Source organism: Micromonospora sp. NPDC000089 (genome assembly GCF_042899365.1).
Lineage (GTDB): Bacteria > Actinomycetota > Actinomycetes > Mycobacteriales > Micromonosporaceae > Micromonospora.
On the sequence record NZ_JBIAZT010000002.1, the window covers coordinates 304,336 to 319,342 of the forward strand.

The 15,007-nt window shown below is 74.4% G+C and carries 14 protein-coding genes and 1 pseudogene; 3 read left to right on the forward strand and 12 right to left on the reverse strand.

What is annotated here, in order from left to right; genetic code table 11:
• Positions 1–15 precede the first annotated feature (15 nt).
• Both ACFY3U_RS04835 and lipA read right to left on the reverse strand, forming a co-directional pair.
• Positions 16–1,629, reverse strand: a complete 1,614-nt coding sequence (locus tag ACFY3U_RS04835) for a DUF423 domain-containing protein (RefSeq protein WP_387194948.1) — start codon at positions 1,627–1,629, stop codon at positions 16–18.
• Between the two features lie 59 nt (positions 1,630–1,688).
• Positions 1,689–2,735 carry a lipoyl synthase gene (gene lipA, locus ACFY3U_RS04840; RefSeq protein ID WP_387194951.1) on the reverse strand — a complete coding sequence of 349 codons (1,047 nt, stop codon included), beginning with the start codon at positions 2,733–2,735 and terminating at the stop codon, positions 1,689–1,691.
• 392 nt (positions 2,736–3,127) lie between these two features.
• Between lipA and aspS the strand changes: the two genes are divergently transcribed.
• Positions 3,128–4,414 carry an aspartate--tRNA(Asn) ligase gene (gene aspS, locus ACFY3U_RS04845; protein ID WP_387194954.1) on the forward strand — a complete coding sequence of 429 codons (1,287 nt, stop codon included), beginning with the start codon at positions 3,128–3,130 and terminating at the stop codon, positions 4,412–4,414.
• 338 nt (positions 4,415–4,752) lie between these two features.
• Here aspS and ACFY3U_RS04850 read toward each other — a convergent pair whose 3' ends face one another.
• The 6 genes from ACFY3U_RS04850 to ACFY3U_RS04875 form a co-directional block, all read right to left on the reverse strand.
• The gene (locus tag ACFY3U_RS04850) at positions 4,753–5,145 is read right to left on the reverse strand and encodes a VOC family protein (protein WP_387194957.1); all 393 of its coding nucleotides are present in this window, start codon (positions 5,143–5,145) and stop codon (positions 4,753–4,755) included.
• An 18-nt stretch (positions 5,146–5,163) separates the two neighbouring features.
• Positions 5,164–6,396 carry an RNA polymerase sigma factor gene (locus ACFY3U_RS04855; RefSeq protein ID WP_387194960.1) on the reverse strand — a complete coding sequence of 411 codons (1,233 nt, stop codon included), beginning with the start codon at positions 6,394–6,396 and terminating at the stop codon, positions 5,164–5,166.
• A gap of 2 nt (positions 6,397–6,398) precedes the next feature.
• Positions 6,399–6,743 (reverse strand): YciI family protein, encoded by a 345-nt coding sequence (locus ACFY3U_RS04860; RefSeq protein WP_387194963.1) that lies wholly within the window; start codon positions 6,741–6,743, stop codon positions 6,399–6,401.
• A 97-nt stretch (positions 6,744–6,840) separates the two neighbouring features.
• On the reverse strand, positions 6,841–7,482 hold the full coding sequence (lipB, locus tag ACFY3U_RS04865; protein ID WP_387194966.1) for a lipoyl(octanoyl) transferase LipB: 642 nt from the start codon (positions 7,480–7,482) through the stop codon (positions 6,841–6,843).
• A 72-nt stretch (positions 7,483–7,554) separates the two neighbouring features.
• The gene (locus ACFY3U_RS04870; protein ID WP_387194968.1) at positions 7,555–8,823 is read right to left on the reverse strand and encodes a hypothetical protein; all 1,269 of its coding nucleotides are present in this window, start codon (positions 8,821–8,823) and stop codon (positions 7,555–7,557) included.
• A gap of 56 nt (positions 8,824–8,879) precedes the next feature.
• On the reverse strand, positions 8,880–10,706 hold the full coding sequence (locus ACFY3U_RS04875) for a DUF2079 domain-containing protein (RefSeq protein WP_387195948.1): 1,827 nt from the start codon (positions 10,704–10,706) through the stop codon (positions 8,880–8,882).
• A gap of 204 nt (positions 10,707–10,910) precedes the next feature.
• Here ACFY3U_RS04875 and ACFY3U_RS04880 point away from each other — a divergent pair, with 204 nt between their 5' ends.
• Positions 10,911–12,137, forward strand: a complete 1,227-nt coding sequence (locus ACFY3U_RS04880) for an alpha/beta hydrolase family esterase (protein WP_387194971.1) — start codon at positions 10,911–10,913, stop codon at positions 12,135–12,137.
• Positions 12,138–12,310: 173 nt separating this feature from the next.
• On the opposite strand, the gene ACFY3U_RS04885 is transcribed toward ACFY3U_RS04880, so the two are convergent.
• The 4 genes and pseudogenes from ACFY3U_RS04885 to ACFY3U_RS04900 form a co-directional block, all read right to left on the reverse strand.
• Positions 12,311–13,210: a TIGR01777 family oxidoreductase gene (locus tag ACFY3U_RS04885; protein ID WP_387194974.1), complete on the reverse strand. Its 900-nt coding sequence runs from the start codon at positions 13,208–13,210 to the stop codon at positions 12,311–12,313.
• A gap of 113 nt (positions 13,211–13,323) precedes the next feature.
• Positions 13,324–13,596: pseudogene (locus tag ACFY3U_RS04890) on the reverse strand (hypothetical protein); the annotation flags it as partial.
• On the reverse strand, positions 13,569–13,703 hold the full coding sequence (locus ACFY3U_RS04895) for a hypothetical protein (protein WP_387196001.1): 135 nt from the start codon (positions 13,701–13,703) through the stop codon (positions 13,569–13,571). The gene ACFY3U_RS04895 and the pseudogene ACFY3U_RS04890, both read right to left, overlap by 28 nt.
• Before the next feature lie 125 nt (positions 13,704–13,828).
• Positions 13,829–14,128 carry a hypothetical protein gene (locus ACFY3U_RS04900; RefSeq protein ID WP_387194977.1) on the reverse strand — a complete coding sequence of 100 codons (300 nt, stop codon included), beginning with the start codon at positions 14,126–14,128 and terminating at the stop codon, positions 13,829–13,831.
• A 329-nt stretch (positions 14,129–14,457) separates the two neighbouring features.
• Here ACFY3U_RS04900 and ACFY3U_RS04905 point away from each other — a divergent pair, with 329 nt between their 5' ends.
• On the forward strand, positions 14,458–14,688 hold the full coding sequence (locus ACFY3U_RS04905) for a winged helix-turn-helix domain-containing protein (RefSeq protein WP_387194980.1): 231 nt from the start codon (positions 14,458–14,460) through the stop codon (positions 14,686–14,688).
• Positions 14,689–15,007 lie beyond the last annotated feature (319 nt).

The window sequence follows — 15,007 nt, forward strand, 5'->3', positions numbered from 1 at the left end:
TTCCGGCTGCCGGGATCAGCGCCGGGGCAGCCAGAGTCGCCAGCCGGCGACCGTCGTCGGGGCCAGGCCGGGCGGGGGCTGCCGGTCCAGCCGGTCGGCGAGCGGGGAGCCGACCGGCGCGACGTACCCGGCGTCGGCCGCGCGCTCCACCGCCTGCCGGTACGCCGACAGCCGGTCATGGCCGGGGCGCAACCGCTCGTCGACCACCGCGCAGCGGATCTGCTCACCGGTGACGAAGACGAGCCGGTTGCAAGTCCAGTACTCGCCGTAGACGTACCGGACGTCCCGATCGCGCAGCGCCTCGACCAGCGCCCGGTGCCGCTGCTCCTCGGCCCGCTGCACCGGCACCCGGCCGATCGCCCCGGCGGTGGCGACGACCGCGGTGCCGACCAGCGCCACCAGCGTGCCGACCGCGACCACCCGCAGCCATCCGGCCGCCACGCCCCGGGCCGCCTGCCAGAGCGGCCAGAGCAGCGCCGGCAGCGCGAGGCCCAGACAGGACAGGTAGCGGGAGCTCTCCACGGGGGTCAGCCCGGCGGCACTGCTGACCGTGTACGCCACCAGCGTCCCCACCGCCCCGAGCACCAGCGCGAGCCGCACCGCTGCCGCCCCCACCCGGAGGCTGGGCGCAGTCTCGGGCTCGCGCACGGTGGCGGCGCCCGGGGCGGGGCGGCGGCACAGCGCGTACCAGGCGGACAGGCTGGCCAGCAGGAGCAGCACGGGCAGGGCGACCGCCCACCACAGCTGCCAGGTGGCGCACTCGCTCGGCGCGCACAGGCCCATGCCGAGCGGTGGGCCGAGCACCAGCCCACCGTGCAGCCGGTCGGCCCAGGGGGCCGTCGCGTCCGCGCCCCCGGCGGCCAGGATCGCGGTGACCGGGTTGCGGCGGTGGGTCAGGCTGTGCCCGAGCAGGGGGGCGGCGCCGAGCAGGGTGGCGGCGGCCAGCAGCAGGCCGGCCCGGCCGCACAGTGCCCGCCGGGCGGCGGCCAGCAGCACCCCGAGAAAACCCAGCAGGTACGGCAGCAGCAGCGGGTCGACCCAGAGCACCAGCCCGGTGAGCAGCCCGAACGCGGCGTACCGCCAGAGTCGGCGGCCCGCCGTGCGGGTGGCCAGGCTCAGCGTGAGCAGGGCCAGCCCGGCGCCGATCGGGTTCAGCTCGGGGTAGCCGCCCCCGGCGATCAGCTGGTTCTTCACGATTCGGTCGGAGCCCAGGGCCAGCAGACCGACGACCAGCAGCGCGAACCAGCGGTCGCCGCCGAGCCGGCGGGTCAGCCGCCAGGCCAGCAGCAGGAACACCGCGTACAGCGCGAGCAGCGGCAGGCGCAGGGCGAGCACCGACGGCCCGGCCAGCGCCACCAGCGGTGCGGCCAGGTACGCCTCCAGCACCCCCATGTACTCCTGGCCGTAGAAGAAGACCGGGAAGTCCTCGCCGCGGGCGATGTGCAGCGCGGCGAGCCCCATGGTGGCCTCGTCGCTGTTGTGCCGCGGGGTGTCCGCCAGCACCAGCGCCAGCCGGTAGCCGACCCCGGCCAGCCCGACCAGCAGGGCGAGCAGCACCGGGGGCGCCGGCCACCGACGGCCACCCGGGGGCGACGCGTCGCGCGCCTGCTGGCGTACCCCCGCGGTCATGCCTGTGATCATGACATCCGCGCGGCGGCCGGCGGCGGCCGACGCGGGATGCCGGCGCCTCAGGAGGCGGCGGTGACCTGCTCGCGGGCGTCGAGCGCCTGCTGGTAGAGCCGCCCGGCACGGTACGACGAGCGCACCAGCGGCCCGCTCATCACCCCGGCGAAGCCGATCTCCTCGGCCTCCTCGCGCAGCTCGACGAACTCCTCCGGCTTGACCCAGCGGGTCACCGGGTGGTGCCGGGGGGAGGGGCGGAGGTACTGGGTGATGGTGATCAGCTCGCAGCCGGCGTCGTGCAGGTCGCGCAGCGCCTGGGACACCTCGGCCCGCTCCTCGCCCATGCCCAGGATCAGGTTGCTCTTGGTGACCAGGCCGTCCGCGCGGGCCTGCCGGATCACGTCCAGCGACCGCTCGTAGCGGAACGCCGGGCGGATCCGCTTGAAGATCCGCGGCACCGTCTCGACGTTGTGCGCGAGCACCTCGGGCCGCGAGCCGAACACCTCGGCGAGCTGCTCGGGGACGGCGTTGAAGTCGGGGATCAGCAGCTCGACGCCGCAGCCGGAGCGCAGCGCGTGGATCTGCCGGACGGTCTCGGCGTAGAGCCAGGCGCCGCCGTCGGGCAGGTCGTCGCGGGCGACACCGGTGATGGTGGCGTAGCGCAGGCCCATGGTGGCCACCGACTCGGCGACCCGGCGGGGCTCGTCGGCGTCGAACTCGGCCGGCTTGCCGGTGTCGATCTGGCAGAAGTCGCAGCGCCGGGTGCACTGGTCGCCGCCGATGAGGAAGGTGGCCTCGCGGTCCTCCCAGCACTCGTAGATGTTGGGGCAGCCGGCCTCCTGGCACACGGTGTGCAGCCCCTCGCGCGAGACGAGCCCGCGCAGCTGGGTGTACTCCGGGCCCATCTTGGCCTTGACCTTGATCCACGGGGGTTTGCGCTCGATCGGCGTCTCGGCGTTGCGCGCCTCGATCCGCAGCATCCGGCGCCCCTCGGGGGCGACCGTCGCGGGGCGGGCTGCCTGCTGAGTCGTCGGCGCTGACTGCTCGATCGTCACAAAACCGAGCCTACGCCGGACGGCGGCGGTCGATGTGCGTCGGGCGACCGGCGTCACGCCGCAGGCCTTGTGACACCGGACACCGAGTGCGGAAAAATGCGCGTTACATTGACCGGCTCGCCTGCTAGCTTCGCCGGCAGAGCTGTGACGGAGCCGAGTAGCGCGCCGATCCGCCAGTGCAGAGAGCCGCCGGTTGCTGGAAGGCGGTCTGGCGCCGGTCGCGCGAAGACCCTCCCGAGCTGCGGGAAGAACGGCGCCGGTCGGCGCCCAGTAGAGCCCGCCCGGCCGGCCCCGGTGAAAAGGCGACGAACGAGGCCCCCGCCACGGCGGGGGCGAAGGTGTGGTGGCACCGCGAGGTTCCCGCTCGCCCACACCTGCCAGGGGCCGAGGCGACGCTTCGCCGCCCGAGGGCGGCGCAGGCGTGGCGATCGACCGAGGAGCAGCCCACCATGAAGCGCATCCTGTCCGCCCAGCTCAGCCACCACGTCGGGGAGTCCATCCGGATCGCCGGCTGGGTGCACCGCCGCCGGCTGCTCAAGTCGGTGGCCTTCCTGATCGTCCGGGACGCCGCCGGCCTGGCCCAGGTGGTGGTCACCGACCCGGCCGTCCGCACGGTGGTCGAGTCGCTGCCGGAGGAGACCGTGGTCGAGGTGCTCGCCACGGCCACCGCGAACCCCGCGGCGCCCGCCGGGGTCGAGCTGACCGACCCGACGGTACGACCACTCGGCCCGCCCGCCGAGCCGCCGCCGTTCGACCTGTACCGGCCTGCGTTGACCGCCGGCCTGCCCACCCAGCTCGAGCACGCACCCGTGGCGCTGCGGCACCCGACCCGGTCGGCCGCGCTGCGGATCTCGGCGGCGGCGGTGGCGGGCTTCCGGGCGACGCTGGACGCCCGGGACTTCGTCGAGATCCACACCCCGAAGGTGGTCGGCTCGTCCACCGAGAGCGGGGCGAACGTGTTCGCGCTGGACTGGTTCGGTCGGCCCGCGTACCTGGCCCAGTCGCCGCAGTTCTACAAGCAGCTGATGGTGGGGGTCTTCGAGCGGGTCTACGAGGTGGGGCCGGTGTTTCGCGCCGAGCCGCACGACACCGCGCGGCACCTGGCGCAGTACACCTCGCTCGACGTCGAGCTGGGCTTCGTGGCCGACCACCGGGACGTGATGGCGGTGCTGCGCGACACCCTCGCCGGCATGCTGGCGGGGGTGGCCGAGCGGGCCGGGGGCGCGCTGGCCACGCTGGGCGTGACGCTGCCCGAGGTGCCCGCCGAGATTCCGGCCGTGCACTTCACCGAGGCGCTGAAGATCGCCGGGGCGCCGGCCGACGAGCCGGACCTGGCCCCGGCCCACGAGCGGGCGCTGGGGGAGTGGGCCCGGGCCGAGCACGGCTGCGACTTCCTCTTCGTCACCGGGTACCCGATGGCGAAGCGGCCCTTCTACACCCACCCCGACCCGGCGCGGCCGGCGTACTCGAACGGTTTCGACCTGCTCTTTCGCGGCCTGGAGCTGGTCACCGGCGGCCAGCGGCTGCACCGGCACGCCGACTACCTGGCGGCGCTGGCGGCCCGGGGCGAGCCGGCCGCGCCGTACGCGGGCTACCTGGACGCGTTCCGGCACGGGATGCCGCCGCACGGTGGCTTCGCGATCGGGCTGGAACGCTTCGTCGCCCGGCTGACCGGCGCCGCGAACGTGCGCGAGGTGACCGCCTTCCCGCGGGACCTGCACCGGCTGACGCCCTGACCCGGCCGTCACGCAGGGTGCTCTTCGGGCAAGGAGGGCGCCGGCGTCACGTACCGTCACCGCCGTGGCGGCGGTGGCCATCGGTCGTCGGCGCCTCCGGCTGGCCTTGGGTCGCTGAACTGGCCTTATCTCAGACGCCGCGCGCCGGTGGCGCTGCCCCGTTCCCCCGCTTTGCTCTGCTGCCGCGTACGCATCGGTAACCGATCGTGAGTGATGCGTCCGTGGCGGCAGAGCAAAGCGGGCGGGGACGTGTCCTGGACGGTAGGCTCGACGTCACTGAGTGTGCCTGCTGTGGGCCGGTGTGGGAGCCGTGCGCAACGCGTCAGACGGGGACCCGGTCAGGCGGGGCCGAGCAGGTCCCAGCTGTTGCCGCAGAGGTCGCGGAAGACCGCCACCCGGCCGTACGGCTCGGTGCGCGGCAGCTTGACGAACTCCACCTCAGCCTCGACCATCCGCCGGTAGGCGGCGTCGAAGTCGTCGACCTGGAGGAAGAAGCCCACCCGGCCGTGGGTCTGGTCGCCGACCGCCGCCCGCTGGCGCTCACCGTCGGCGCGGGCCAGCAGCAGGCCGGTGCCGCCGCCGGGCGGGCGGACCACCACCCAGCGCTTGGGCCGGCCGTCGTTGGTCGAAGCGGGGGAGTCCTCGACCAGCTCGAAGCCGAGCACTCCGGTGAAGAAGGCGATGGCCGGGTCGTACTCGTCGACGACCAGGGTGACCAGATCGATGCGCACCCGCCGACGGTACGCGAGTCAGCCGGTCAGCTCGGCGCGGCGGCGGCGCAAGTGGTCGGCCTGGGGGCCGTTCACGCCCAGCGCCAGCGCCCGGTCGTACGCGGCGGCGGCCTCGACGGGGTGGTCGAGGCGGCGCAGGAGCTCGGCGCGAGTGGCGTGCCACCACGGGTACGCCTGGAGGCCGGGCAGGGCGTCGACCAGGGCGAGGCCGGCGGCCGGGCCGTCGCGTTCGGCCACGGCCGCGGCCCGGTTCAGCCGGACCACCGGCGTGTCGTCCACGGTGAGCAGCACGTCGTACCAGGAGACCACCGCGTCCCACGGGGTCCGGTCGTAGCTCGGGGCGAGCGCGTGGCAGGCGGCGATCGCGGCCTGCACCACGTACCGGTCGGGGTGGTCGGGGGTGCGGCGCAGCGCCCGCCCGACCAGCTCGACCCCCGCGACCACGGCGGCCCGGTCCCAGCGGGACCGGTCCTGCTCGGCCAGCAGCAGCAACCGCCCGTCCGGGCCGGTCCGCGCCGCCCGGCGGGAGTCCTGCAACAGCAGCAGCGCCCGCAGGCCGAGCACGGTCGGCTCGTCCGGCATCAGCTCGGCGAGCAGCCGGGCCAGCCGCTGCGCCTCGTCGGCCAGCGCGCCGCGCACCAGGTCGGCGCCGGTGGCCGCCGCGTACCCCTCGTTGAAGATCAGATAGACGGTGCTGGCCACGCCGGTGAGCCGGCCGGGCAGCTCCTCGGCAGCCGGCACCCGGTACGGGATGCCCGCCTGGCGGATCTTCTGCTTGGCCCGGGTGAGCCGCTTGGCCAGGGTGGCCTCCGGCAGCAGCAGCGCCCGGGCCACCTCGGCGGTGGTCAGTCCGCCCAGCGTGCGCAGCGCGAGCGCCACCTGGGCGTCCAGCGACAGGGTGGGGTGGCAGCAGGTGAAGAACAGCCGCAGCAGGTCGTCGCGGACCACCTCGGGCGGCTCGGGGGTGGGGTCGAGCAGCGACATCGCCTCGGCCTCCTTCCCGACCCGGTTCGCCTCCCGGCGGATCAGGTCGACCGCGCGCCGCCGGGCGACCACCTGCAGCCAGGCGCGCGGATTGTCCGGTACGCCGTCACGCGGCCAGGTCTCCAGGGCGCGCAGCACCGCGTCCTGGGTGGCGTCCTCGGCGAGGTCGACGCTGCCGGTGACGCGGATCAGCGTGGCGAGGATCCTGGTCCGCTCGTCGCGGACCACCCGCTCTACCGCCGCGTCACCGGGCAGCACCGGGGTCATCGTCAGAACTGGATGACCGGCCGGACCTCGACGGCGCCGTTCCACGCCGCCGGGATGGTCGACGCGACCTTGACCGCCTCGTCCAGGTCGGCGCACTCCAGCAGGTAGAAGCCGGTCAGCGCCTCCTTGGTCTCGGCGTACGGGCCGTCGGTGGTGAGCACGTCGCCGCCCTTGCCGCCGGAGACCCGGACGGTGGTGGCGGTGGCGGTGGGGTAGAGCGCGCTGCCGCCCCGGATCACCGCGGCGGCGGCCGCCCCGAACTCGTTGTACTCCGCCATCTCGTTGGCGTACTCGGGTCGGGTCCAGTCGACGTCGGCGGTGTAGATGAGGGCCACGTACATGGGCATGATCGTCTCCGGTGGGGTCCGCGGCCGGCGTGGTCGCCGGCCTTCACCATAGGGACGAACGGCCTCGTGGGCCCAGGGACACCTCGGCGGATTTTTTTCAGGCCACCAGCAGGGTCGGCAGGTGGCGCTCGACCACCGGCAACACGTCGGCCACGGTGACCGGGCGGCCCAGCTCGGCGGTGAGCGAGGTGACCCCGGCGTCCCGGATGCCGCACGGCACGATCCGGTCGAAGTACCCGAGGTCGCAGTCGCAGTTGATCGAGAAGCCGTGCAGGGTCACCCCGCGGGCCACCCGGATGCCGATGGCGGCGACCTTGCGGGCCGGCCCCCGGTCGTCCGCGGGCACCCAGACCCCGCTGCGCCCCTCGACCCGGCCGGCGGCCAGCCCGACCTCGGCGCAGACGTCGATCAGCAGCTGCTCGGTGCGCCGCACGTAGGCGACCACGTCCACCGGGTCGGGCAGCTTGACGATCGGGTAGCCGACGAGCTGGCCCGGCCCGTGCCAGGTGATCTTGCCGCCGCGGTCGACGTCGACGACCGGGGTGCCGTCCATCGGTCGGTCCCACGGCTCGGTGCGCTTGCCGGCGGTGTAGACGCTCGGGTGCTCCAACAGCAGCACGGTGTCGCCGCGCTCGCCGGCCACCACCGCCTCGTGCAGCCGCCGCTGCTCGTCCCACGCGGCCTGGTAGTCGAGCACCCCGGCCCGTACGGCCGCCAACCCGGAAGTAGTCGCACTCACCCCACCAGCGTAGACCCGCGCCGGCCCCCGACCCGGCGTGAGCCTCGTCGCGCGAGTGCCGGCCCGGGCCGGTCAGTCGGCGGTAGCCACCGGGTCGGCCGGAGCGGGCCGTCGCCGGCGGCGCCACCAGACGATCAGGGCGGCGGCGAGCCCGGGCACCACCAGCAGCACGCCGTACAGCCAGTACGGTGCGGCCCAGGGCGAGGGGCGGGGCTCGCCCTGCCCGTACGCCGCCCGGGTGAGCAGCTGGCCGGGGATCTCGATCCCGGTGGACGCGGCCGGGGCGGTGACCAGGACCCGCTCGCCCGCCCCGGGGCCGACGGCCACGATCTCGGTGTGCCGGGCGTGGGAGTCCTCGTCGCGGGAGTGCCGTTCCACCACGGGGTCGGCGCCCTGCCAGCCGAGCAGCTCCTCGGCTAGGCCGTCGACCGGCACCGGGATGCCGACCGGGCGGCCGGTCGCCGCGTCCAGGAACTCCAGCCGCCAGGCCTGGGCGACAAGCTCGGCGTCGTCCCGGCAGCGGGTCGTGCAGCCGTCGACGGCGAGCAGGGCGACCCGGCGCCCGTCCGGGGACCACGCGCCCCGGCCGGCCAGCGCGTGCCGCTCGTCCAGGTCGACCCGCCAACTGACCCGGCCGGTGGCCGGGTCGAGGACGGTCAACCGCTGCCGCCCGGAGATCACCGCGGCCTCGTCCGGCGGCCCGGCCACCGCGACCAGCGCGCCGTCGGGCGACCAGGCGCCGGCCGCGTGGCTGGCGTACGGGCCGGGGTCGACCCGCCGTTCCGCGCCCGAGAACGGGTCGACGGTCACCAGGGTGTCCGGGTGGGCGGGGTCGTTCAGGGCCTGGCCGTCCGGCCCGTAGGTGATCACGGCGTCGTCGTTGTCGCGGGTGCCCAGCACCGTCCGGCCGTCGGGGGACCAGGCCAGCGCGCGGATGCCGCGGGGATGGGTGGGCCGCTCGTCGCCGGTGGTCAGGTCGATCAGGGTGCCCCGGCCGGGCCGCAGATAGTGCCGCCCGTCGGGGGAGAGCAGCCCGTCGTCCTCGCCGATGTCCTGGTAGAGGAGCCGGTAGCCGCCGTCCCGGCCGACCAGCACCCCGGTCGACTCGAAGTAGCGCGTCTGGTCGGTGTGGAAGACGACGGTCGCCGGGCCGACCGGGCGCTGCCCGACGGTGGCCTGCCACAGCCACGGGTCGTGCAGCCGCCGCGGCACCTCGGCCTGGCCGTCGCCGGCCGCGGTCGCACCGGCCGGCAGCGCGGCGGCCGCGGGCACGCCGGCCGGCAGCGCGGCGGCGAGCGCCAGCGTCGCACCCACCATCGCGAGGAGTCGGCGACCGGACATCGCTCCATTGCACACCATCGGCGCCGTCCCGCGCCGCCCCGTCGGTGGCGCGTCGGTCACCAGCCGCCGGGCGGCCGGGTCCAGAGCCAGACGTCGTCGACCCGGCGCGGCTCGCCGAGCAGGGCGGTGGCGGTGCGGCGCACGGTCTCCTCGTCGACGTCGTACTTGGCGCCGTCCACCTCGTCGGCGAGCACCACCGCGTCGACACCCCAGTAGCGCAGGTCGGCCCGGACCAGCCGGATGCTGCCGTCGGTGACGATCGGCATCAGGCCGTACCGGGCGGCCTCGTCCATCAGGGTGTCGAGGGTGCGCGGCGGTGGACCGATCCGGCCCCGGCCGTCCGGGCCGCCGGGGCCGAGGAAGAACCCGGCCGGGATGCGGAACTCGCCCTGCCGGTGCGCCAGCGCGTACGCCTGCCAGCGCTGACCGTCCGGGGTGACGTCCAGGGTCAGCGGCAGCGGGGTGAGCACCCCGCCCGGCGGGACGTACTGCCGCCAGGTGCCGGCGGTGATGAACTGCGGCACCGGCGGGCGGACGGTGGTCAGCAGCGGCACCGGCAGCAGCGGCAGCAGCGCCACCGCGAAGCCGACCACCCAGGCCACCGCCGTGCCGCGGCGGCGCGGCGGGTCCGCCCGCAGCAGGTCCACCGTGTACGCCAGCAGCACGCCGATCACCGGGGCGACCACCAGCGCCAGCCGGGACGGCAGGGCGGCGTTGACCACCGGCAGGTTGTCCAGCACGCCGAACGGCAGTATCTGGCCGGTACGGGTGCCGGCCCACTTCGCCACCGGCCCCCAGGACAGCACCGCGAAGACCAGCGCGGTCGTCCCCAGCGCGGCGAGGGTGGCCCGGCGAGCCCGGTCGGCGCGCCGCCACAGCAGCGCGAAGCAGGCCACCGCGAGCAGCAGCAGCGGCACCCCGAAGAACGAGTTCTCCTCGGTCGGGTTGGGCGCCAGCCCGGTGTCCAGCCCGGCCGCCCCGGCCAGCGACCGGCTCGGGTACGCCCCGAACGCCGCGATGTCCTCGGAGTGGATGATCGGGTCGAAGCCGGTGCCGTGGAAGCGCTGCGGCCCGGCGAAGTGCAGCCACAGCGGGTACGCCAGCAGCACCCCGGCCACCAGCGCGGTGACCGCCAGCCCGCGCAGGAAGTGCGGCAGCGCCGCCCGGGCCTCGGCGCGGCGGGCCGGGTGCAGCGCCCAGGCGGCGAGGAACACGGCGAGCGCCAGGGCGGTGAAGAACAGCCCCTCGGCGGCGATCGAGAACGCCACCGCGACCAGCACGCCCAGCAGCACGCCGTTGCGCCACCGGTGCTCCGGCCGGCGCAGCGCGAACACGCCGTGGATCAGCAGCGGCACCAGCCAGCCCGCGGTCCAGTTCAGGTGGGCGTTGGCGTGCGCCACCATGCCCGGGGAGTACGCGATGAACAACGCGCCCGTCCCGGCGGCGAGTCGGCTGCGCACCAGGTGCCGCGACAGCAGCCAGTACCAGGCCAGCGCGGTGGCGACCAGGTTGAGGGTGAGCACCACCAGGAAGGTGGCCGGCGGCCCGACCAGGTACGTCAGCGGGGCGAAGACCGCCGCGTACACGGTGATCGAGGTGTTGACCGCGAGGTTCACCCCGTCCGGCACGTTGATCAGGTGGGTGAAGAGCGGGTTCTCGCCGTGGGTGAGCGCGTGCCCGCCGAAGGCGAGCAGCCACTCGAAGAGCGCCTGGTCGCTGGAGTTGACCGTGATCGCCCGGTGGTTCGGGTCGCGCCAGAGCCCGCTGGTCACCCAGACGGCCAGCGCGATCGCGGCGAGCGTCACCACCAGGTCGGCCCGGCGACCCGGGCCGACGGCGGGCGCGGGGGCGGGCGGCTGGTCGGCGGTCCGGGTGGCGGAGATCGGCACGGAGCGGACGTTACCAACCGGAACCGGCGCTACCGGTGGGACACGAAAGCCGGTCCGCGGCGACGCGCCGGGCGATCCACCGCCACATCGGCAGCGACGAATGTGTGAGCGGTGGCCATGTCGTCGGCCGGAAACATCGACGTAACGTCGCGGCAACTCGGGGGTGACTCAGCTCACCGTCTGCTACGGGAGGTCGCCGTGCGCCGCTCATCGTCCCTTCTCACCCGGCTCGCCGGGGCGGTCGCCGGGGCCGCGCTGGCCGCCGCCGCCCTGGTCGCCGTGGCCGCGCCGGCCCAGGCCGCCAGCCTGACCCAGGTCGCCGGCTTCGGCTCGAACCCCGGCAACCTGGCCATGTACGCGTACCGCCCGGACGGCCTGCCGGCCAACGCCCCGGCGGTGGTGCTGCTGCACGGCTGCACCCAGAACGCCGCCGGCTACTTCGCCAACTCCGGCTGGCAGAAGTACGCCGACCTGTGGAAGTTCGCCCTGATCGTGCCCCAGCAGTCGTCCGCGAACCAGTCGCTGAGCTGCTTCAACTGGTTCGTCGAGGGGGACATCAGCCGGGGGCAGGGCGAGGCGCTGTCGATCCGGCAGATGGTCGACTACGCGACGTCGAACTACGGCCTGGACGGCAGGCGGGTCTTCGTCAGCGGGCTGTCGGCCGGCGGGGCGATGACCTCGGTCATGCTCGCCACCTATCCGGACGTGTTCGCCGCCGGCTCGGTGATCGCCGGCATCCCGTACCGCTGCTCGCCGCCGGCGGCGACCAGCACCTGCCAGTACAGCGGCGTGGACAAGACCCCGGCCGCCTGGGGTGACCTGGTGCGCAACGCGTACCCGGGGTACTCCGGACGCCGGCCCCGGGTGTCCGTCTGGCACGGCACCTCGGACACCACCGTGGTGCCGGCGAACGCCACCGAGAGCCGGGACCAGTGGACCAACGTGCTGGGCGTGTCGCAGACCCCGACCAGCACGTCGTCGCTGCCCGCCGGCACCAGCATGGAGGTGTACGGCAACGACGCCGTCCGGGTCTACCGGGTCTCCGGCATGGGCCACGGCACGCCCGTCGACCCGGGCGCCGGCGCCGACCAGTGCGGCACGGCAGCCGCGTACTTCCTCGACACCATCTGCTCGACGTACCGCGACGCCCTGTTCTTCGGCCTGAACCCCGGCGGCGGCACCCCCACCCCGACCCCGACGGCCACCCCGTCGCCGACCGTGACCCCCACGCCCACCCCGACCCCGACCGCGTCCCCGACCTGCGTCACGGCCAGCAACTACGCCCACGTGGCCGCCGGCCGCGCCTACCAGTCCGCCGGCTACGCCTACGCCCTCGGCAGCAACCAACGAATGGGCCTCTACAACACCTTCTACACGACCACCCTCAAGCAGACCGCCCCCAGCTACTGGGTGATCGGCTGCTGACCCCACCCCACCCCACCTGACCCGCCCCGCCCGCCGGCCCTGGCCTTGGCCCCGGCCCGTCGATCATGGAGTTGTGGCACCTGATTTGTCAGGCTCGCCGCCTTTGTCGACAGCCACAACTCCATGATCGACGACGGCAGGCGGGCGGGCGGCCAGGCGGGTGTGCCGGGGGGTTAGTCCGTCAGGGCGGCGTGGATGGCCGTGGCCAGGGTGGGGTGGGCGTAGGGGAAGTTGGTCCTGGTCAGCACTGCGGGGAGGGCTCGGGTGCTGGTGAGGGCCTCCTGGGCGAAGCCGCCCAGGGCGACCTTCAGGGCCAGCGCGGGGATCGGGATGAGCGCCGGGCGGTGCAGCTGCCTGGCCAGCTCCCGGGTGAACTCGGCGTTCGTCACCGGGGCCGGGCCGACGCCGTTGACCGGGCCGGCGATGTCGTCCCGCTCCAGCAGGAACGCCGCCGCGTCCAGCCAGTCCCGCATGGAGATCCACGGCAGCCACTGCCGGCCGCTGCCCAGCCGCCCGGCGATGCCCAGCTTGAACGGCAGCAGCTGCGGCTTGAGCAGCCCACCGTCGCGGTGCAGCGGCAGCCCGGTGCGCAGCCGCACCACCCGTACCCCGGCGTCCTCGGCCGGCCGGGTCGCGGCCTCCCACACCCGGCAGACGTCGGCCAGGAAGCCCTCGCCGGCTGGGGCGTCCTCCTCGACGGCCCGGTCGCCGGTGTTGCCGTACCAGCCGACGGCGGACGAGTTGAGCAGCACGGTCGGCCGGTCCGCGGCCGGCAGGCCGGCGATGGTGATCGCCAGGGTGCTGGTGGTGTCCACCCGACTGGACCGGATCAGCTGCTTGTAGGCGTCGTCCCACCGCTTGTCGCCCACCCCGGCGCCGGCCAGGTTCACCACCGCGTCGGACCCGGCCACCACGGCCGGGTCGAGCTGCGCCGCGGACGGATTCCACTGCCGCTCGTCGGGGGTGCGCGGTGGCCGCCGCACCAGCCTGGTGACCTGGTGCCCGTCGGCGGTGAGCCGGTCGACCAGCCGGGTGCCGAGGAAGCCGGACGCGCCGGCCATCAGGATCCGCATGCTCATATCTTCGGGTACGGACGGCGACTTGGATGCGTTGAGCGAAATCCCTCACTCGTCGCACCCGGGCCGAAAGCGTCCTGGGAAGGCTCGACGGCAGCTCCGGGCTCCGCCGGTCGGCGCGGAATCGCCCAACCGAGGAAGCGGGCGAACAATTGTTGCGCCGTCGGCCCGTCGTCCGGGCGTAGCCGGTGCAGCTCGTCCGCCGCGTCGTGCAGCATCCCGCCCAGGTAGACCAGTAGCGCGACCCGGTCGTGTGCGTACTCGTGCCGGAGGGCCAACCGGGCCGCGGCGCACGGCCACGGCCCCGCGCAGCACCGGCAGAGCCACAGCGGGCGCAGCGGCGTGTGCGGGACGCTCACCACCGGCCGCCGTTGGCCCGCCAGGTCTGCGCCGGGGTGAGCCAGCCGACCCGTCCGACCTGCGGGTTCGCCCGGGTCGCCTCGTCCCACCAGCGGGTGTTCGGCGGTGGCGTGGGCGGCTCGGTGGGCACCGGGGTGTGCCGGTCCGGGCAGCCGGTCCACCGTAGCCCGCACGAGCACCACCGTCGCCCGTACCGCCAGGTTCGCCGGTGCCGCGGCGCGAGCGGAACCGGCGTCGCGTTCCGTCGCGGCCACCTCAGCACGACCCACCACCGGGTACGTCGACCAACTGCCCGCCACGCGCGACGAGCCCGTCGACCACCTGGTCGGGCAGGCCGCGCGAGCACAGCAGCCGCCGTGCCCAGCGATGCACCAGACAGGGGTACGGGGTCCGGTCGGCCCGGCACAGCGCACCGGTGGGCCACTCCTCCGGCTGGTGCACGCGCAGCGCCCGCAGGGCGAGCCGTACGTCCTCGATGGTGGCCAGCCACGGTTGGGGCAGCTCACCGAGCACCCGTTCCATCGCGTCCACCGGTTCGTCGGTCGTCGACCGCACGTCGGTCGCCTCCGTTTCGGTCAGTGGCGCCGGGGCGGGCGGGGTCGACCGTGCGCGCGCAGGGTCGGCCGGAGCCCGGCACCCGCCCCGGGCCTGCTCGGATGAAGCCCGACGACTGCTGGTCGCGGGCAGGGAGCACCCGGCCGGTCACCGGGGAAGTGGCCGGCCGGGTGCTCCCACAGGACGACCAGCTCGCGGTTTGCAGACCAGGTGAGCGGGTCGATGCGAACTTATACTTAGTACCACTCATAGGTCAACCACCTAGTACCTCTTACTTGTCAGTAAAAGAGTTGGCGTGCTCAAATGGCGGTGCAGACCAGGGAGAGTAGATGCCCGCCAAACCGAAGTGGGCGCAGCTCGCGGATCTCATCCGCGAGCAGATCGCGTCCGGAGAACTCGCCCCCGGCGACAAGTTGCCGTCCACGGCTCAGCTGTGCAGTCAGCACGGTGTGTCGGCGGGGGTGGTCAACCACGCCATGATCGTCCTGAAGACCGAAGGGCTGGTGGAGGGCGTGCACGGCTTGGGCGTCTTCGTGATCGAGAAGTCGCCAATGGCGTAGGCCGGGCAGGAGGGCAGGTCCGGCACGGTCGCCACGCTGAGGGGATCGAGCGCTGGACCGGTCGGCCAAGTGATGCGTTTGCGTCATCAGCTCCAAAGGAGCGGGATGGATACAGGTCAGGACCGAGCGATACCGCCACCTTGCCTGCAGGGAGGCCATCTCCGAGAGCCGCGCGACCCTGACGACCACCAGGAGCGCACGCTCCGTGAGCGGCGCGAGATTCTCGATCGCATGACGGCGGACGCCGAGGAAGACGGCCTCTACGACCGCACGTCCACTCCTCGACGGACGAGGTGAGGGACAACCGCGCCCCGGGCCG